Source organism: Deltaproteobacteria bacterium, from assembly GCA_029860075.1.
In the GTDB taxonomy this organism is placed as follows: Bacteria; Desulfobacterota; JADFVX01; order JADFVX01; family JADFVX01; genus JAOUBX01.
Genome location: JAOUBX010000030.1, coordinates 14,183 through 32,820, shown reverse-complemented (window position 1 = coordinate 32,820; position 18,638 = coordinate 14,183). Strand labels below are relative to the sequence as shown.

The window sequence follows — 18,638 nt, the reverse complement described above, 5'->3', positions numbered from 1 at the left end:
TGGCATAAGGTGGTGTAATGTGGGTTAAAGTGGGTTGATATGTTTAGAGGGCGTTTTGAAATAACCATAGATGATAAGGGCAGAATCAATATTCCTTCCCGTTTTCGTGATACTTTCAGGGAGAGGTATGATGATCGTCTTATTATCACAAATTTTGATAATTGCCTTGTTGCTTATCCTTACACTGAATGGGTGGAGCTGGAAAATAAGGCGAGCCGGCTTTCTATGGTTAAGAGGGAGGCCAAGGCCTTTTTGCGTTTTTTTATTTCGGGTGCCACCGAATGCGCCATGGACAAACAGGGGAGGATCCTTATACCCCCTGTTTTAAGAGAATATGCAGCCCTTGAAAAAGAAATTATTGTGGCCGGTATGCTTAACAAGATCGAGATCTGGAGCAGGGTGAGATGGGAGGAGGAATTAAAGATATCGCAAGATAACTTTGATGATATGGCTGAAGTGCTGTCTGAACTTGGTATTTAAAAGGAGGGGATATGATTAAGGTAAGCAATCTGGATAATATTTTTACACTCCATATCAGTGGTGATATCGATCATTTGGAAATGGTCAATATCAGGAATACTATTGCTGATCTGATCAAGGATGGTCACCTGAATGTTATTGTCAGTATGAATGAAGTTGAGCATATTAATTATCTGAGCATCGGTGTTCTCGTTGAAAGGCTCAAGCGCCTTCGAATCTGTGGCGGAGATCTCAAACTTGTCGGTATGAGCCGGTACATAAGAAATATTTTTACCGTTGTCGGCGCCGATGAATTTTTTGAAAGCTTTGAGTCTATGGAAGATGCCCTGTCCAGTTTTGCAGGAAGCGGGGAGTGCCATTCGGGCCTTCTGAGAGGGCGCTGATAGTTGTCCACCTATCACAAGGCGATCATGGTGGAAGAGGTGGTCGGGCTGCTTGCCTGCAAAGACGGAGGGACTTATGTCGATTGCACGACAGGCGGCGGAGGGCATATAAGAGCTATGCTGGCGGCCTCTTCCCCGGGCGGCAAAGTGATAGGCATTGACAGGGATAAGGAAGCCCTTGCTGAAGCTGAAAAGGTTCTTTCTAGTTATAAGGGAAGGTTCAAGCTCGTTCATAGTGATTTCAAGAGAATTGATGAGATCCTTGATGAGTCGGGTATTGACTCTGTCGACGGTGTGCTTGCCGACCTTGGTGTTTCTTCCCATCAGCTTGACAGTGCCGGTCGGGGTTTCTCTTTTTTAAGAGACGGCCCCCTCGATATGAGGATGGATCAGCATTCGGGAGAGAGCGCTTCCGAACTTTTAGAGAGGCTTTCTGCTGAAGAGCTTGAACATATTTTTAAGGTTTACGGTGAAGAAAGGTTTGCAAGGAAGATCGCAAGAGCGGTCAAGGCGGCTGGTGAGATCAGGACGACCCTTGCCCTGGCAGGGCTCGTTGAAGGGACTGTGCCGAGAAAGTTTCATCCCCGGAAAATCCATGTGGCGACAAAAACTTTCCAGGCCCTGAGGATTGCAGTTAATGAGGAACTTGCCGGGCTCGATGAGTTTATCTCTCTCGTCGTGAAGCGGCTGAAAAAAGGAGGGCGTATTGCAATCATATCTTTTCATTCTCTTGAAGACCGGATCGTCAAACAGGCATTTAAAAAGCTCTCAAAGGGCTGTATCTGTCCGCCTGACCTTCCCTATTGCCGTTGCGGCAAAAAAGAGGTGGCAAGGATTATTACCCGCAAGCCTGTTCTTCCCTCCGGGGAAGAATGTGACCTTAATCCGAGAGCAAGGTCAGCCAGGTTGAGAATTGCTGAAAAAGTATAGGTTTTGCTTTGGAAATACTTTGAAATGACATATAATTGAAAGGTTTTACTTTGTATCATGTTGCTGTAAAAAATGAGAACCTGGTAAGGCAACGAGCGTCAGTCAGGCATGTTGCCAATCATTCCGGGAAAAAGTATATGCTCTTCATTTTTGTCCTTCTCTTTTTTGTGTTTGCCATTCTCAGTGTGTGGTCCAGGGCCAGGGTTGTGAGCCTTGGTTATGAAATATCGAAAGAGAGCCGGTATCTTCAGGAAGTCATGGATCTTAATGAAAAGCTGAAGGCTGAAGTCGCTATGCTCAAATCGCCGGGAAGGCTCGAGCCCATTGCCCAGAAGAAGTTTGATCTCCTGCCTCCCAGAAACCACCAGATCGTGTTTTTAAAATGAGGCATGATGGCGCCAAACGGTTAAAAGCAAGAATTATTCTGGTCGCTCTCTTTTACTTGTCTCTCTTCGCAATGATGGTGCTGAGAGGTTACCAGCTCCAGATCTTCAGGGGTGAAGAGCTTGGCAGACGGGCCGAGAGGCAGCTTACGAGAAAAATTGAACTCCCTCCGGTTAGAGGAAAGATCTTTGACAGAAACGGAGAGGAACTTGCAACAAACAGGGAGGTTAACTCCGTCTATGCCCAGCCCCTCAAGATTACCGATGGTGATGCTCTTGCAGAGGCCCTGTCCGGTATATTGGGGGAAGAGAAAAAGTGGATTAAGGAAAAGATTAGCGCCAAGTCTCCTTTTGTCTGGATAAAGAGAAGCCTTCCCGTCGAAAGGGGGCGGCTTGTTGCTGACCTCCATATTGCCGGTGTAGGCATCGTCAGGGAAAAAAGGCGTTACTACCCTAATATGGAGCTGGCGGGGCACCTGATCGGTTTTGCCGGTATTGATTCGCAGGGACTGGAAGGGGTAGAACTCGAGTATAACGATTATATAAAGGGGACGGGCGGTTACTTTCTTGCTGAAAGAGATGCCCTTGGCAGGAATATTTTTCCTGCCGGCATGAATGTTAAAAAATCATCGAGCGGAAATAACGTCGTTCTTACCATAGACAGGACGATTCAACATATTACCGAGAGGGAGCTTGGTGATGCGGTAAAGGGATTTAATGCAAAGGCGGGAATGGCCCTCGTCATGGATCCTGCAACGGGAGAAGTGCTGGCTATGGCAGTTGAGCCGGCATTTAATCCCAACGATTTTGAAAAGTACGGACCCCGATTCTGGAGAAACAGAATTATAACGGATACCTTCGAGCCGGGGTCGACATTCAAGATATTTCTTGCCGCGGCGGCTATCGATAGCGGCAGGGCAATGTCAAAGGATATTTTCTATTGTGAGAACGGCAGGTTCCGCGTCTATGACAGGTATATCCATGACGGGAAAAGCTATGGCTGGCTGTCGCTGGAAAATATACTCAAGGTCTCCAGTAATATAGGGGCCTTCAAGATAGCTGAAAAGACAGGCAAGGAGGCTTTTTACCGTTATATTTCCGATTTTGGTTTCGGGGCGAAAACGGGGATCGGTCTTCCCGGTGAGGCATCGGGATATCTTAGATCGTCAGACAAGATATCACCCATCGGTTATGCGAATCTTGCTTTCGGACAGGGTATATCGGTAACAGCCCTTCAGCTTGTAAACGCTATTTCAGCAATAGCCAATGGCGGGCATCTGATGAAACCCTATGTGGTGAAGAGGGTCATTGACGGAAGCGGAAGAACGCTTTTTTCCAATTATCCCGTCATGACGAAAAGAGTTATTTCAAAGCCGGCTTCAAAAGAGGTTTCCGCCATGCTCAAACGTGTTACCTCCGGAGAAGGAACCGGTGTCAGGGCAGCGCTGCAGGGCTACCTGGTGGCGGGAAAGACGGGGACTTCCCAGAAGTATGATTTTAAGAATAAAAAATATTCAAGGGAGCGGCATATCAGTTCCTTTGTCGGCTTTATTCCTGCCGACGATCCGAAACTTTCTATCGTGGTTATCCTCGATGAACCGAAAAACGCCTACTATGGCGGCAGGGTGGCGGCCCCTGTATTCAGACGCATTGCGTCCCAGTCGCTTGCCTATCTGAATGTAAGCCCTTTAAGGGAAAAGGAAATGCCCGGTTCTTTTCTCTGGGTTAACAAGAAGGTAAGAAGGGATTCGGACAGGAAGGATGTTCCTTTTTTTACGGCCCATGGAGAAATGGAAAAAATGCCTGATCTTAAGGGAATGACGCTCAGGGAAATACTTGTTAATGTGGGGCGCCCTCCATCTGTGGTAGAGGGCAATGGTGTTGTCGTCGATCAGTTCCCCAGGGCCGGGCAGGCCTTTAATAAAAAAGAGGGGTACCGCGTAAAACTTGCAGATAAACCACTTTCGGGCAAGGCCTTGTTGCTATGAATCTGGGAGAGCTTATAAGCCGTTGTCAGGTTAAGGAAGTAAGAGGTGACACCTCTGTTGAGATCCGTGGTATCAGCGCTGATTCAAGGGAGATCGCCGAGGGCTATCTTTATGTGGCCCTTTGCGGAACTGCTGCTGATGGGCACCATTTTATAAAGAGCGCCGTTGAAAATGGTGCTAAAGGGATTGTTGTTGAAGACCTTTCATCTGTTCCTCAATACCTGGAAGACCGCATTGCTGTCGTTCACGTTGCTGACAGCAGAAAGGCGCTTGGTTTTATTTCTTCCTTCTTTTTCGGTGAGCCCTCGAAAAAGTTTAAGCTTGCAGGGATTACGGGGACAAACGGGAAAACGACAACCACTTACCTTCTCGAAGCTTTTGTAAGGGCCGAAGGCTTATCACCGGCTGTGATCGGCACGGTAAATTACAGGTATGCAGGAAAGGTGCTGGAGGCCCCCAATACAACGCCCGGCGCCGTTCAACTCCAGAAGATGATGGCTGAAATGGCGGAAGGGGGGACGACGCACTGCATTATGGAGGTTTCTTCTCATGCCCTTGACCAGGACCGTGTGGCAGCGTGTTGTTTTGATACGGTTGTTTTTACAAATCTGACCCTTGATCACCTTGATTATCACCATTCCATGGAGGAGTACGGGAAAAGCAAGGAGCGCCTTTTTCTTGAAGGGAATGAAGATAAAGTTGCCGTCATAAATATTGATGACGCCAGCGGCGCGCGATTATATGAAAAGATAAAGCGAACGGTCTCTTACGGATTTAGTGATGGAGACATAACGCCTGTTGAAATGTTGGAAAATGAAAATGGGATGAAAGGAACCGTTACCTCTCCCTTGGGGGAAATCAAGGTAGAGTCCCCTCTCATCGGCAGATACAATCTCTATAATATTATGGCCGCCGCAGGTGCAGCCATTACCCTCGGTATTTCTAAAGAAGCCATAGAAAAAGGGATAAGAGCATTTGAGAAAACACCGGGGCGGCTCGAAAGGGTTGAACTGCCTCACGGCTGTGAGGGGCTTAGGGTTTTTGTCGATTATGCCCACACACCGGATGCCCTGGACCGCGTTATCAAGGCCCTTAAAGGTACGACAAAGGGGCGCCTTATTACGCTTTTCGGTTGTGGAGGAGACAGGGACAGGGACAAAAGGCCTCTCATGGGAAAAATCTCTGCTGCCGAAAGTGATTATACTATCGTTACTTCAGATAATCCGAGAAGTGAAGATCCCTTTCGGATTATTGAGGATATTGAAAGGGGACTCAAGGAAGCAGGGATGATGGCAGGGGAAAAGTACGCCATTTTTGCAGACAGACGGGCGGCTATCAGAAAAGGGGCGCTTATGATGACAAAAGGGGATACCCTTCTTATTGCAGGTAAGGGACATGAAGATTACCAGATTCTGGGTGACGGAAAAATACATTTTGATGACAGGGAAGAGGCCCAAATGGCTTTTAAAGGTTTGGCAGAGACAAAAAGTGATGAGGACCCTGTAGAGAGGATTGCCTGATGACACCGTCATTTACAGCGAGCGAAATTGTTGAATCAACGGGTGGTGAACTGGTTCATGGCCAGAGAGATAGCCTTTTTTCAGGTGTTTCCATTGATTCGAGGAATATTGGAGAAGGTGAGCTTTTCTGGGCAATCAAGGGGGAGCATCATAACGGAAACGATTATGTCTATGATGCACTGGAGAAAGGCGCTGCCGGTGTCGTTTCCGATAAGGCCATCTTTGCCCCCGGCCTTCCGGGAGGCGTGGTCGGCATCAAGGTAGCTGCTTCCCTTGCTGCGCTTCAGCGCCTGGCTTCCCATAACAGGCAGAAAAACCCTGTGCCTCTCGTGGCTATAACGGGAAGTAACGGCAAGACGACGACCAAGGAGATTACCGCCTCCATCCTTAAAAAAAGGTTTGAAGTTCTGAAAAATGAAGGGAACCTCAATAATCTTATCGGTGTTCCCCTTACGCTTTTAAAGCTCCATTCAGACCACGAAGTTGCCGTCGTAGAAATGGGGATGAACAGGCGGGGTGAAATTCACGAGCTTACAACCATGGCCAGACCTGATATCGGTGTTATTACTAATATTGGTGAAGCTCACCTGGAGGGGCTTGGTCATGTGGAAAACATAAAAAGAGCCAAGGGTGAGCTTGTTGAGGCTATGGAGGGGGAACATAAAGTTATTCTCAATGCCGACGACCCTGCCGTTATGGAGCTTGCAAAGTTTGCCCGCGGTGAGGTGATTACCTTCGGTTTTGACGGCAAGGCCCATGTGAGGGCTGAGAAGGCTGAAGTCGAGTGGGGCAAAGGGACGCTTTTTATTCTTGAAGCGGGAGAAAAACGTATTCCCGTGCTGCTTCCCATTTACGGCATTCACCAGCTATATAATGCGCTGGCTGCCTCCACCGTTGCTTACGCGATGGGCTTTGAGCTGGAGGAGATGAGAGAAGGTCTTGAAGAGTATGAGTCCTACTCGGGAAGAATGGAAATTATATCAAAAGGGGGCATTACGATTATTAACGACAGTTATAATGCCAATCCGCCTTCGCTAAGGTCTGCCATTGAGACGATGATAAAACTTGCCGACGGGAGAAAAATAGCCGTTCTTGGAGATATGCTTGAATTGGGGGAAACTGCTCCTTTAATACATTCCCGTCTTGGCCGCTACGTACATGAAAAAGGAGTAGATATGCTGGTTACATTTGGGGCCCTTGCTGAAAAAATTGCAGAAGGCGCTGTAAATAGTGGTATGGACAGCAAAAATGTTCATGCTTTTGACGATAAAAGTGAACTGATCAGATACCTCAAAGATGAGTCAGGCCCCGGTGACTGGTTGCTCGTTAAGGGCTCCCGGGGGATGAAAATGGAGGAGATTACGGCGGCCCTTACGGAAGATATTGATGATAAAGGGAGGGATGACTGATGCTTTATCACCTTCTTTATCCGCTCCATGTTCATTATTCCTTTTTTAATGTTTTTCAGTACATTACTTTCAGGACCATTTACGCTACTATTACGGCCCTTATTATCAGTTTTATTGCCGGTCCCTGGTTTATTAAAAAGTTGACCTATCACCAGATCGGTGAAAAAGTGAGAAAGGACGGACCCGAGAGGCACAGTGAAAAGGAAGGGACGCCTACCATGGGAGGGTCGCTCATCATGGTTTCCCTGATCGTGCCGACCTTGCTCTGGGCAGATCTTGGCAATAAGTATATTTGGACGGCAATATTTACGACGGCCGGATTCGGCATTATCGGCTATGTAGATGACATGTACAAGGTAAAGGGAAGGATGAGTGAAGGGATTAAAGCCAGATACAAATTCGGTTTTCAGGTGATTATCTCCATTGCCGCTTCCTATATGCTTGTCAAATGGGGATTTTCAACGGAACTCTATTTTCCTTTCTTCAAGGAACTAAAAATCGATCTCGGCATCTTCTTTATCCCTTTTTGTGTCATTGTTATTACCGGCGCTTCAAATGCGGTAAACCTGACGGACGGTCTCGACGGTCTTGCCATTGGACCGGTAATTGTTTCGTCTATTACTTACCTTCTGGTGGCCTACTTTGCCGGTCACAAGATCATTGCAACCTACCTGCAGATTCCCTACATTGCAGGGAGCGGGGAACTGGCTATCTTTTGCGGGGCGATGGCCGGAGCAAGTCTCGGATTTTTATGGTACAACACTTACCCTGCACAGGTCTTTATGGGGGACGTGGGATCCCTGCCGCTTGGTGCGGCGCTCGGTATTCTTGCCGTCATTACGAAGCATGAGATTCTGCTGTCTATTGTGGGCGGCCTTTTTGTTATCGAGGCCCTTTCCGTTATTTTTCAGGTGGCTTCATACAAGACGAGAAAAAAGCGGATTTTTCTCATGGCTCCCATTCATCACCATTTTGAACTAAAAGGCTGGGCTGAACCGAAGATTATTGTAAGGTTCTGGATTATATCTATCATTCTTGCCCTTGTAGGGCTTAGTACCCTTAAGCTGAGGTAATGTTGGAGCTGAAAGATAAAAAATGTATTGTCATTGGCGGCGGAAAAAGCGGTATCTCTGCTGCCCGTTTTCTCCGGACCAAAGGCTCGGAGGTAACACTCAATGATGTGGCTTCCCTTGAGCGCCTTAAGGGGCTGGAAGGGGAAGGAATTACTCTCGAAGGGGGCGGGCACAGGGCCTCTCTTTTTGAAGGGGCGGAGCTGATCGTCCTTTCTCCCGGTGTGCCGGCCAATTTGGAACCGCTTTGTTCCATCCTTGCCGGAGCGGAAGAAAGGGGCGCTCAAATAATCAGTGAAGTTGAACTTGCTTCCCGTTTTATTTCCGCACCCATTATCGCCGTGGCAGGGACAAACGGCAAGAGCACGACGACGGCCTTTATCGGCGAACTGCTTGCCAATGGGGGAAAGAAGGTTTTTGTCGGAGGAAATATCGGGATTCCCCTGACGGACTATCTCCTTGAAGGAGATAAAGCGGATTATATTGTTCTCGAGGTAAGCAGCTTTCAACTGGAGAGGATTTCCACCTTCAGGCCATTTATATCGATTTTACTCAACATTACGGCTGACCATCTTGACAGGTACGCTTCCATGGCGGAGTACATTGAAGCGAAAAAAAGGCTCTTTATGAACCAGGGGCATTCTGATTATGCCATCGTCAATGCCGGTGATAAAATTGCCGCATCATTGTTGCCTGCAATAAAAGCTGAAATTCTCCCCCTGGGGCAATTTGCCGACAATGGGGGGGGAGCCGCAATTTCAGGAGATAAGATCGTTGCCGGTGCAGGGAATGAAAGGCAGGAGGTAAGTCTTGCCGAAGTGAAAAAAAGTGTCATTCAGCATATTGAGAACCTTCTGGCGGCCCTCGGTGTGGCCTTTATATGCCGTATTCCGGAAGCGGTATTTATTGATACCCTTAAGTCCTTTAAGGGCTTGCCCCACAGGATGGAGCCGGCAGGAAGGGTGGGCGGCATAAGCTTTTACGATGATTCGAAGGCAACCAATGTGGGCGCTGTCGTCAAAACGCTTGAAAGTATGGAAGGGAAGATTATTCTCATTGCCGGAGGGAAGGATAAAGGAGGAAGCTACGACCCCCTTAAAGCTGTGATAAAGGAAAAGGTTAAAACGCTGGTGCTGATAGGTGAGGCGGCGTTGAAAATGGAGGAAGTCCTTGGTGGTGAGGTGGAAACAATGCGGGCTGATTCTATGGAGGATGCCCTGGAGAAAGCCTGGGGAAGGGCTGTCTCGGGAGATGCCGTCATTTTGTCTCCTGCCTGCTCCAGTTTTGACATGTTCAGTGACTATGCTGAAAGGGGAAGGGTTTTTAAAAAGGCCGCTGCCAGGCTCTGTGAGCGGGAGGCGGGAAAAGAAAAAAGCAGGGAGGAGGCGCCTCTTGCCGGATAAACTTTGGTCGGATAACCTTTGGCCGGGCAGACTCTGGTCGGAAAGACTGATGGCGGGATTTACCATCTTTCTCGTTCTCACAGGTGTTGTCATGGTCTACAGCGCCAGCTCCATCATGGCGGACAAGCGCTTTCATGATAGTTTTTTCTTTCTAAAAAGGCATACCATTTATGCATTAATCGGGATCAGCGCCATGATTGCAGTAAGTAAAACAGATTACGGACAGATCAGGAAAATTGCCTATCCCTTCCTCTTTTTTACGATAGGATTGCTTGTTCTTCTTCTTATTCCCGGTGTTGGCAGCGAGGCCGGAGGGGCGACGAGATGGCTCCGGGCCGGCCCGCTTTCCATTCAGCCTTCGGAACTGGTTAAGCTTGCCCTTATTTTCTCATTTGCCTTGTCCTTTAGCAAAAAGAAAGATATGAGATGTTTTAAAAAAGGATTTGTTCCTTATATTGGAATACTGGCGCTCTGCATTGCGCTTATGCTTCTCCAGCCCGACTTCGGCACGGCCATGACCCTGGCAGGCATTGTTTTTATCATGCTCTTTGTGGCCGGTACGCGCCTTTCCTACCTGACGGCATCGGCCGGTATCATGGTTGCCGTGGCGTCAATGCTTATTGCCGGGGCCGAGTACAGGAAAAAGCGTATATTGTCTTTCCTGGATCCCTGGAGTGATCCTCAGGATACGGGTTTTCAGATCATACAGTCCTTTCTCGCCTTCGGATCAGGGGGGATGATGGGAAGAGGTCTGGGAGAAGGGAGGCAGAAGCTGTTTTACCTGCCTGAGCCCCATACCGACTTTGTTCTCCCTGTTATTGGTGAGGAGATGGGTTTTCTGGGTCTCTTTATTGTCATCCTTTTTTTTGCGGCCATCGTGGTTCTGGGAATAAGGGCGGCGCTAAAGGCATCTGATGATTTCGGCTGTCACCTTGCCATGGGGATAACCTCCATGATTGCCCTTCAGGCCGTTATCAATATGGGTGTCGTTATGGGACTTCTTCCGACGAAGGGACTTCCGCTTCCTTTTATAAGTTATGGGGGAACATCGCTTATTGTCAATATGATCGGTGTGGGGATTCTCATCAGTATTATTGCCAGGGGGGAGGGGTGAAGATGATTATTGCAGGAGGAGGGACAGGTGGCCATCTTTTCCCTGCCATAGCTGTAGCGGAAGAGATGAAGCGAAGGTCCTCTGAAAATGACATCCTTTTTGTTGGAACGGCAAGGGGGATTGAAGGAAAAGTGCTTCCCGAAGAAGGCTGGCCCCTTCGCTTTGTGGCGGCTGAAGGGGTAAAAGGAAGGGGGCTTGTCGCAAAGATGAGAGCGCTGTTAAAAACCTTTTACGGCACATTGCAGTCCCTGACCATTATCCGCTCCTTCAGACCGGCCATTATTCTCGGCGTTGGTGGTTATGCTTCGGCCCCGGTCATGCTGGCGGGACGCATTGCAGGGATCAGAACGGCTATCCATGAGCAGAACGCCATGCCGGGATTGACGAACAGGCTCCTTGGGAAAATGGCGGGTAAGATATTTTTATCCTATGCTGAATCGGAGCGTTTCTTTCCGGGAAGCAGAGTGGTCGTTACAGGTAATCCCGTAAGGAAAGCCGTCCTCGACGCCTTTAAGGAGGAAGGGAAGGTTCATGAAAAGGAAAGATTCACCCTCCTTGTTTTTGGCGGAAGCCGGGGGGCAAAAAGGATCAATGAAGCCCTGTCGAAAGCGGTTAAAGATAAGAAACTGGCCCATTTGAAAGGCTTAAGAATAATTCATCAGACAGGTCATGAGGACCTTGAAATGGTAAAAAAGGCCTATAACGAAGGGGAAATGGAGGCTCGCATCGAGCCCTTTATCAAGGATATGGGAAGGGCCTATAAAGAGGCCGATCTCGTTCTTTGCAGGGCCGGGGCTACAACGATAACGGAACTTCTTGCAGCAGGCAAGGCTTCCATCCTTGTCCCCTATCCCCATGCAGCTGATGATCACCAGCGGGTAAATGCCCAAGCCATCGTTAATAAAGGTGCCGCTATCATGGTTCCCGATTCGGACCTGACGGCTGAAAGGGTTGCTCATGAGGTAAATGCCCTCTTTAATATGAGGGAAAAGCTGGGGCATATGGGAAAAAAAGCAAAGGGGCTTGCCGGAGGCGATGCGGCCCAAAAAATCTGTGATGAGCTTTCCAGGCTTGTTGCCGCCTGACAGGGATAAATTCCCGGGGCATAAGGAGGCATAATTGTTCGGTAAAATACAGCATATTTATTTTGTGGGAATTGGTGGTATAGGAATGAGTGGTATTGCCGAGGTACTTATCAACCTCGGTTTCAGTGTAAGTGGTTCAGACCTTAGAGAGAGCGATACGACAAAAAGGCTGCACTCTTTCGGCGGCGCCATCTATTACGGCCATAGTGAAGAGAATCTGAAGGACGTTGATGTTGTTGTCACCTCTTCTGCCGTCAAGGCTGATAACCCCGAAGTAGTCGAGGCCCATAGAAGACTCATTCCCGTTATACCGCGTGCGGAAATGCTGGCCGAACTAATGCGCCTTAAAAAAGGTATTGCCGTTGCAGGGACCCATGGCAAGACGACGACTACCTCTATGCTTGCCACCGTACTTTCGGCGGCAGGTATCGATCCGACCGTTGTTATTGGCGGCAAGCTGGACAGTATCAAGAGTAACGCCAAGCTTGGCCAGGGCAATTATCTTGTTGCCGAGGCTGATGAAAGTGACGGTTCATTTCTTTATTTATCACCCATCGTATCTATCGTTACCAATATTGATCCCGAGCACCTCGATCATTATGGTGATGTCGATAAAATGCTTCAGTCCTTTCTTGATTTTATCAACAAGGTGCCATTTTACGGTCTTGCCGTGCTTTGCATGGACAACAAGAATATTCAACTCCTTTTATCGAGGATAAAGAAGCGGTTCATTACTTACGGCATTACACCGCAGGCCGATCTCCAGGCCTGTGACATAGCCTTTGAGGGCATGAGGGCCTCATTCGGCCTTAATTTCAAAGGAGACATGCTCGGAAGGATTGAAATAGGAATGCCGGGACTCCATAACGTTTATAATGCCATGGCAGCCATTGCTGTTGCCATGGAGATGGATATCCCTTTTGAAGCGGTCAAGAGCGGCATCGAGGGCTTCGGCGGTGTACAGCGCAGGTTCCAGGTCAAAGGTGAGGCAGAGGGAATTATGGTTGTTGACGACTACGGGCATCATCCTGAAGAGATAAGAGCCACCTTGTCTGCTGCCAAAGGAGGGTGGGAGAGAAGGGTCATTGTCGTTTTTCAGCCCCACAGGTATTCGAGAACGCGGGACCTCTTCAATGATTTTGTGACTGCCTTTAATGATGCCGATGCACTTATCCTGACGGAAATATATGCTGCCGGTGAGCAGCCTGTTGAAGGAATAACAGGGATGAAGCTTTTTGAAGAGATAGAAAGACATGGTCACCGGGATGTAAGTTTTGTGGCCGACAGGATGGACATTCCCGCGCTTCTTCATGAAAAAGCCCTTGAGGGCGATATGGTTATTACCATGGGGGCGGGAAATATCTGGGAAGCGGGTGAGCGTTTTCTCGATGAACTTGAGGGGAGTGATTCCATGAAAATAACGAACGGTACCGGCCTATAGAGCGTATTGCCCAAATGCTTGGTTGCAGGATAAAAGGAATGGTCGAAAGAGATGTGCCCATGAAAGAACATACCACTTTTAAGGTTGGAGGACCGGCAGATATTGTTGCCTATCCCCTGGACAGGGTGGACTTGAAGGAGACCTTTCTCACCGTGAAGCAAAGCGCTGCACCCTGCTTTGTGCTGGGGCTCGGTTCTAATCTCCTTGTGAAGGACGGGGGAATAAGAGGGGTTGTGATCAACCTATCAAAAGGATTGAGGGAAATAAACCTCCTCAGTGACAACAGGCTGCAGGCGGGGGCAGGGGCAACCCTGGCGGCTGCTGTGGCGCGAGCGGCCGGGGAGGGACTGGAAGGGATGGAATTTCTTTCAGGCATTCCCGGTACGGTGGGAGGCGCCGTAAGAATGAATGCAGGGGCTTTTGGAAAAGAGATGAAGGACGTCATCGAAAGCGTGACCTTGATGAACAGGGAGGGAGAGGAAATAAGTGTAATGAGAGAGGATCTCTCCTTTTCTTACCGCAATCTTGATTTTGAGGAAGGCCACGTTATTACAGGGTGCACCTTTGCCCTGACCAGGGGGGATGAAAGCGAGATCAGGGAAAGAATCAGGAAGTATGCCCTTCAGCGGGGGAGCAGGCAGCCTCTTGGCAAAGCGACGGCCGGTTCCGTCTTTAAGAATCCCGGCGGTGATTATGCGGGGCGGCTCATTGAAGCGGCCGGGCTCAAGGGCTTTAGGGCAGGCAATGCCAGGATATCGGAAAAGCATGCAAACTTTATTGAAAACTGTGGTGGCGCAAAGGCTGCTCACATCCTTGAACTGATAGCGATTGCAAAAAAGCGGGTCTATGATGATAGCGGCATTCTTCTGGAGACGGAAGTGAAGATTATTGGAGAGGATTAGTTTTACAGGAATTGATGGACATGAAAAGTAGAAAAAAAGGGAAAATAGCCGTTTTAATGGGTGGAAGCTCGTCAGAGAGGGAAATATCGCTCAAAAGCGGTTCTGCCGTTCTGGCCGCCCTTCAATCCGGCGGCTATGACGCCAGGGCTGTTGATATAAGCAATAGCCTTGATCAATTGAGGCCGGGCGTTTTTGAACGGGCATTTATCGCCCTTCACGGCAAGACCGGTGAAGACGGTTCTATACAGGGCCTGCTGGAAGTGATGAAAATCCCCTACACCGGTTCCGGTGTGCTTGCCAGCGCGACGACGATGGATAAGGCCTTTTCAAAGATGATCATGGACTCAAGAGGTATTCCAACGGCCCCTTTTCAGGTGTTTTCGGCGCCTCTTGATCTCCATGGGGAAATTCAGACCGGCATGGAATATCCTGTCATCGTCAAGCCTGTCGCTGAAGGTTCGACAATCGGCATTGTAAAGGTTGAAAAGGTGGAAGGTCTGAAGCCTGCCATGAAAGAGGCTTTCAGCTATGGGCCGAAGATTCTGGTCGAGAAATTTATCGAAGGGCGGGAAGTGACGGTCAGTGTTATGGACAGTGAGATTTACCCCATTGTCGAGGTCGTTCCCAAAAAAGGTTTTTACGATTTTGAGTCTAAATATACAAAGGGGATGACTGAATACAAGGTCCCTGCCGAACTTGATGACAGGGTTGCAAAGAAGATTAATCACATTGCCCGCCAGGTGTATGAACTTTTTGAATGCCGCGGCGCTGCCAGGGTCGATATCATCATCTCTGAAGAGGGCACACCCTATGTACTGGAGATTAATACCATACCGGGTATGACGCAGACTTCATTGCTTCCTATGGCTGCCGGAGAAGCGGGCCTGAGCTTTGTCGCCCTTGTCGAAAAGATGATAGAAGGGGCAGCCCTGGATGATAAAACTGTTGCAGATGATGTGAGTAACCTTGAAGTTAAGGATGAGTGCAGTTTTTAGTAAAGGACGGATCTCTATTAAAAAACGATGAAAGATTTTAGCGAAAAAAAGAAGCGAAAGGCTGCCAAGAAGGAAAGAAAGAAGAAGGCCCGTACTTTTAATATAAAGACTTTTCTTAAAAAGTGTGGTTCCGTGGCGCTTACCCTGGCAGTGATCATTGCCCTTTCGGCGGGGCTGCACTACAGTTGGCTCTTTCTCTCGACGGCGGATTACTTTGCCATTTCTGAGGTCTTTATCGAAGGGAATGACAAGATAAACCGTAACACGCTTTTAAGGGCGGCAGGCCTTAATAAAAAAAGAAATATTTTTACCTTTGATCTTGCAAATGCAGGCAAAAAGCTGGAAGCCCTGCCCTGGATGAAAGCGGTTAAACTGGAGAGGCAGTTTCCCCATTCCCTAAAAATCATTGTTTTAGAGAGGGCGCCTGTGGCAATGATCAACCTGGAGGGTTTTTACTACGTTGATAATGAAGGTTATATTTTTGCCGAGGCCGATTATAAATCAGGATGGGACTATCCCGTTATGAGAGGCATTAAAAAGGAGAGACTCCTTGAAGGGGATAAGAAATCCTTTGAGTCTATCAGCAGGGGCCTTGAATTTCTTTCCCTTCTGAAAGAGAGAAGAGGTACTGTTTCCCTGAAAAATCTCTCCGAGCTGGTTCTTGAGGAGGACGGCGGATTAACGGTCTACGCCGTTGGTGTGGGGATCCCCCTTCATCTCGGCGGAGAAGGCTTTGAAAGCAGGCTTGTGAGGGCGGAAAAAGTGCTGGCCGATTTGGGACGAAAAGGGATAAAGGCAAAGGAAATAGCCGCCGACTTCGATGACAGGGTATTTGTCAAGGTGGCTATTTAGTTTCCATCCAGAAACTATAATAAATGAAACTTTGTTTTCATCCGGAAAGGTACTTTACCCATCAGGGGGCGCTGAAATGAGGCCGGTTTATGGAGATTAAGTATTTTAGGAAGTTTTCAGGAAGGTCATAAATATGAAGTTATATTACTGTAAAACGACCAGAAGGAGGTGATTGGGATGGGAAAGCAGGAAAATCTCATTGTAGGGCTCGATATAGGGACAACCAAGATCTGCTGCATTGTGGGAGAGATTACGGCAGAGGGAATAGATATTATCGGCATAGGTTCTCATCCGTCAAAGGGCCTCAGAAAAGGTGTCGTCGTCAATATTGAAAGTACCGTTGCATCTATCAAAAAGGCCGTTGAAGAAGCTGAATTGATGGCTGGATGCGGTATCAGTTCGGTCTATGCAGGCATTGCAGGGGGGCATATAAAGGGACTCAACAGTCATGGTGTGATTGCCGTAAAAGACAGTGAGGTAAAAGAGACGGACGTAAAAAGGGTTATCGACGCGGCAAGGGCCGTTGCCATTCCGATGGACAGGGAGGTGCTCCACATCCTGCCCCAGGAATTTATTATCGATGACCAGGACGGAATCCGTCAGCCTATCGGCATGTCCGGTGTGAGGCTCGAAGCGAAGGTGCATATCGTAACAGGCGCCGCAACGTCGGCCCAAAACATTGTCAAATGCGCAAACCAGGGGGGACTCGATGTGAATGACATCATCCTGGAGCAACTCGCTTCGGCAGAAGCGGTGCTCAGCGCTGATGAAAAGGAACTGGGTGTTGCCATTGTCGATATTGGTGGCGGCACGTCGGATATCGCCATCTTTGTCGAAGGGAGTATCAGACATACGGCCGTTCTTTCTATCGGAGGCGATCATCTTACCAATGATATCGCTATCGGGCTAAGGACCCCCACCGATGAGGCCGAGAAAATCAAGAAGAAATATGGCTGCGCCCTGTCATCACTTGTCGGTAAGGATGAAACGATCAGTGTGCCCAGTATGGGGGGCAGAAAACCGAGAACCCTTTCACGGCAGTTGCTTGCCGATATCATTGAACCGAGGGTAGAAGAAATTTTTACCCTTGTTAGAAATGAAATTATCCGGTCCGGTTATGAAGATATTCTCGCGTCGGGGATTGTCATTACCGGCGGATCGGCATTAATGGAAGGAATGCCTGAACTGGGAGAGCAGATTTTTAACCTCCCTGTAAGGCGTGGCGACCCTGCCGGTATTGGTGGGCTTGTAGACGTCGTTAACAGTCCTATTTATGCAACCGGCGTGGGTCTGGTGCTCCATGGAAACAAGGAGCCGGGCAAGAGTCGTTTCAAGATGGGAGACGAAAATGTTTTTGCCAAGGTTACCAGAAGAATGAAAGACTGGTTTAACGAATATTTTTAAAGTCAATTGTCAGAGAGTATAGGTCAAACCTTAATAATAAGAGGAGGTGTCAAATGTTTGAGTTTATAGGAGGTAATGAAAGTATGGCCAAGATAAAGGTCATCGGAGTCGGTGGAGGTGGTGGAAATGCCATCAACACCATGATCAAGTCGAGTCTGGAAGGTGTTGATTTTATGGTTGCCAATACGGATGCGCAAGCATTGGCAGCCAGTGTAGCGCCCTTGAAGATCCAGCTTGGATCTGAACTCACCAAAGGACTTGGCGCAGGGGCAAACCCTGATGTCGGCAGGGATGCAACCATGGAAAACAAGGAGCAGCTCAAGGAAGTTTTTTCCGGTTCCGACATGGTTTTCATTACGGCCGGTATGGGTGGAGGAACCGGCACGGGCGCAGCGCCTGTTATTGCCGAGGTTGCAAAAGAGGTGGGAGCGCTTACCATTGGTGTCGTCACCAAGCCTTTCTCCTTTGAAGGCAGCCAGAGATCCAAACAGGCTGAAGCGGGAATCAGGGAACTGAAGAAGGTTGTCGATACGCTTATTACCATTCCCAACCAGAAGCTTCTCAGTATTTCCAGCAAGAGCACGTCCATGCTCGATGCCTTCAAGAGAGCTGATGACGTTTTGCTTTATGCCGTCAAAGGGGTTTCGGATCTCATCACAAACCATGGTTTCATTAACGTTGACTTTGCCGATGTTAAGACCATCATGTCTGAAAAGGGGATGGCCCTTATGGGTGCGGGCATTGCTACCGGCGAGAGCAGGGCGCTTGAAGCGGCACAGCTTGCCATTTCTTCTCCCCTGCTTGATGAAGTTGATATTAATGGCGCCAGAGGCGTGCTCGTTAACATTACGGCCGGTCCATCGCTCACTATGCATGAAATCGAAGAGGCAAACGTACTCATCCAGGAAAAGGCCCATGAAGAGGCGAGAATTATTTCCGGTGTGATAATTGATGAAAGTATGGGTGAAGACTTAAGAGTTATGGTTATTGCCACAGGGTTTGGTAAAGGTGAGATAAATGAAAGAGGTGGTGTTAGTGTGGTGAGGAATGAAAACAGGGACCTTCCCGCTTATTTAAGGAGAGACAAAAAGCCTGAAGGAATCGATGTAAGGCAAACCGGTACGGGATCCGTCTTCGGTGAAGTGAATGAAGATGAGTATGATATACCGACCTTTTTGAGAAAGCAGGCGGACTAAGATTATTTGATGCTCAATTTGACAGATAAATTATGATTGAGACGGGAGTTGCTTTCGGTCTGTTTTTTATCTGTTATGTTTAA

The 18,638-nt window shown here is 48.4% G+C and carries 17 protein-coding genes; all 17 read left to right on the top strand.

The window, feature by feature from the left end; all coding sequences use genetic code 11:
• The first annotated feature begins 39 nt into the window (after positions 1 to 39).
• The 17 genes from mraZ (at position 40) to ftsZ (ending at position 18,555) form a co-directional block, all read left to right on the top strand.
• A complete protein-coding gene (gene mraZ, locus OEV42_10690; protein MDH3974733.1) occupies positions 40 to 480 on the top strand; it encodes a division/cell wall cluster transcriptional repressor MraZ in 441 nt (146 codons plus the stop codon).
• Positions 481 to 491: 11 nt separating this feature from the next.
• Entirely contained in the window at positions 492 to 863 is a 372-nt protein-coding gene (locus tag OEV42_10685; GenBank protein ID MDH3974732.1) for an STAS domain-containing protein, read from the top strand.
• Positions 864 to 866: 3 nt separating this feature from the next.
• Positions 867 to 1,793, top strand: coding sequence for a 16S rRNA (cytosine(1402)-N(4))-methyltransferase RsmH (gene rsmH / locus OEV42_10680; protein MDH3974731.1), 927 nt, complete (start codon positions 867 to 869; stop codon positions 1,791 to 1,793).
• A 35-nt stretch (positions 1,794 to 1,828) separates the two neighbouring features.
• On the top strand, positions 1,829 to 2,179 hold the full coding sequence (locus OEV42_10675; GenBank protein MDH3974730.1) for a hypothetical protein: 351 nt from the start codon (positions 1,829 to 1,831) through the stop codon (positions 2,177 to 2,179).
• On the top strand, positions 2,176 to 4,164 hold the full coding sequence (locus OEV42_10670) for a penicillin-binding transpeptidase domain-containing protein (GenBank protein MDH3974729.1): 1,989 nt from the start codon (positions 2,176 to 2,178) through the stop codon (positions 4,162 to 4,164). Before OEV42_10675 ends, OEV42_10670 begins: the two co-directional genes overlap by 4 nt.
• Positions 4,161 to 5,684 carry a UDP-N-acetylmuramoyl-L-alanyl-D-glutamate--2,6-diaminopimelate ligase gene (locus OEV42_10665; protein ID MDH3974728.1) on the top strand — a complete coding sequence of 508 codons (1,524 nt, stop codon included), beginning with the start codon at positions 4,161 to 4,163 and terminating at the stop codon, positions 5,682 to 5,684. The genes OEV42_10670 and OEV42_10665 overlap by 4 nt, the downstream gene beginning before the upstream one ends.
• Positions 5,684 to 7,093: a UDP-N-acetylmuramoyl-tripeptide--D-alanyl-D-alanine ligase gene (locus OEV42_10660; GenBank protein MDH3974727.1), complete on the top strand. Its 1,410-nt coding sequence runs from the start codon at positions 5,684 to 5,686 to the stop codon at positions 7,091 to 7,093. Before OEV42_10665 ends, OEV42_10660 begins: the two co-directional genes overlap by 1 nt.
• Complete coding sequence (gene mraY / locus OEV42_10655; protein MDH3974726.1) at positions 7,093 to 8,166, top strand: phospho-N-acetylmuramoyl-pentapeptide-transferase; 1,074 nt, start codon at positions 7,093 to 7,095, stop codon at positions 8,164 to 8,166. The genes OEV42_10660 and mraY overlap by 1 nt, the downstream gene beginning before the upstream one ends.
• The gene (gene murD / locus OEV42_10650) at positions 8,166 to 9,566 is read left to right on the top strand and encodes a UDP-N-acetylmuramoyl-L-alanine--D-glutamate ligase (GenBank protein MDH3974725.1); all 1,401 of its coding nucleotides are present in this window, start codon (positions 8,166 to 8,168) and stop codon (positions 9,564 to 9,566) included. The genes mraY and murD overlap by 1 nt, the downstream gene beginning before the upstream one ends.
• The gene (gene ftsW / locus OEV42_10645) at positions 9,556 to 10,680 is read left to right on the top strand and encodes a putative lipid II flippase FtsW (protein ID MDH3974724.1); all 1,125 of its coding nucleotides are present in this window, start codon (positions 9,556 to 9,558) and stop codon (positions 10,678 to 10,680) included. Before murD ends, ftsW begins: the two co-directional genes overlap by 11 nt.
• Positions 10,681 to 10,682: 2 nt before the next feature.
• The gene (murG, locus tag OEV42_10640) at positions 10,683 to 11,765 is read left to right on the top strand and encodes an undecaprenyldiphospho-muramoylpentapeptide beta-N-acetylglucosaminyltransferase (protein MDH3974723.1); all 1,083 of its coding nucleotides are present in this window, start codon (positions 10,683 to 10,685) and stop codon (positions 11,763 to 11,765) included.
• Between the two features lie 34 nt (positions 11,766 to 11,799).
• Positions 11,800 to 13,206: a UDP-N-acetylmuramate--L-alanine ligase gene (gene murC, locus OEV42_10635; GenBank protein MDH3974722.1), complete on the top strand. Its 1,407-nt coding sequence runs from the start codon at positions 11,800 to 11,802 to the stop codon at positions 13,204 to 13,206.
• 38 nt (positions 13,207 to 13,244) lie between these two features.
• Positions 13,245 to 14,108, top strand: coding sequence for a UDP-N-acetylmuramate dehydrogenase (murB, locus tag OEV42_10630; GenBank protein MDH3974721.1), 864 nt, complete (start codon positions 13,245 to 13,247; stop codon positions 14,106 to 14,108).
• Between the two features lie 20 nt (positions 14,109 to 14,128).
• The gene (locus tag OEV42_10625; protein MDH3974720.1) at positions 14,129 to 15,103 is read left to right on the top strand and encodes a D-alanine--D-alanine ligase; all 975 of its coding nucleotides are present in this window, start codon (positions 14,129 to 14,131) and stop codon (positions 15,101 to 15,103) included.
• A gap of 27 nt (positions 15,104 to 15,130) precedes the next feature.
• Entirely contained in the window at positions 15,131 to 15,955 is an 825-nt protein-coding gene (locus OEV42_10620) for an FtsQ-type POTRA domain-containing protein (protein ID MDH3974719.1), read from the top strand.
• A 177-nt stretch (positions 15,956 to 16,132) separates the two neighbouring features.
• On the top strand, positions 16,133 to 17,359 hold the full coding sequence (gene ftsA, locus OEV42_10615; protein ID MDH3974718.1) for a cell division protein FtsA: 1,227 nt from the start codon (positions 16,133 to 16,135) through the stop codon (positions 17,357 to 17,359).
• Between the two features lie 53 nt (positions 17,360 to 17,412).
• Positions 17,413 to 18,555 carry a cell division protein FtsZ gene (ftsZ, locus tag OEV42_10610; GenBank protein MDH3974717.1) on the top strand — a complete coding sequence of 381 codons (1,143 nt, stop codon included), beginning with the start codon at positions 17,413 to 17,415 and terminating at the stop codon, positions 18,553 to 18,555.
• The last annotated feature ends 83 nt before the right edge of the window (positions 18,556 to 18,638 follow it).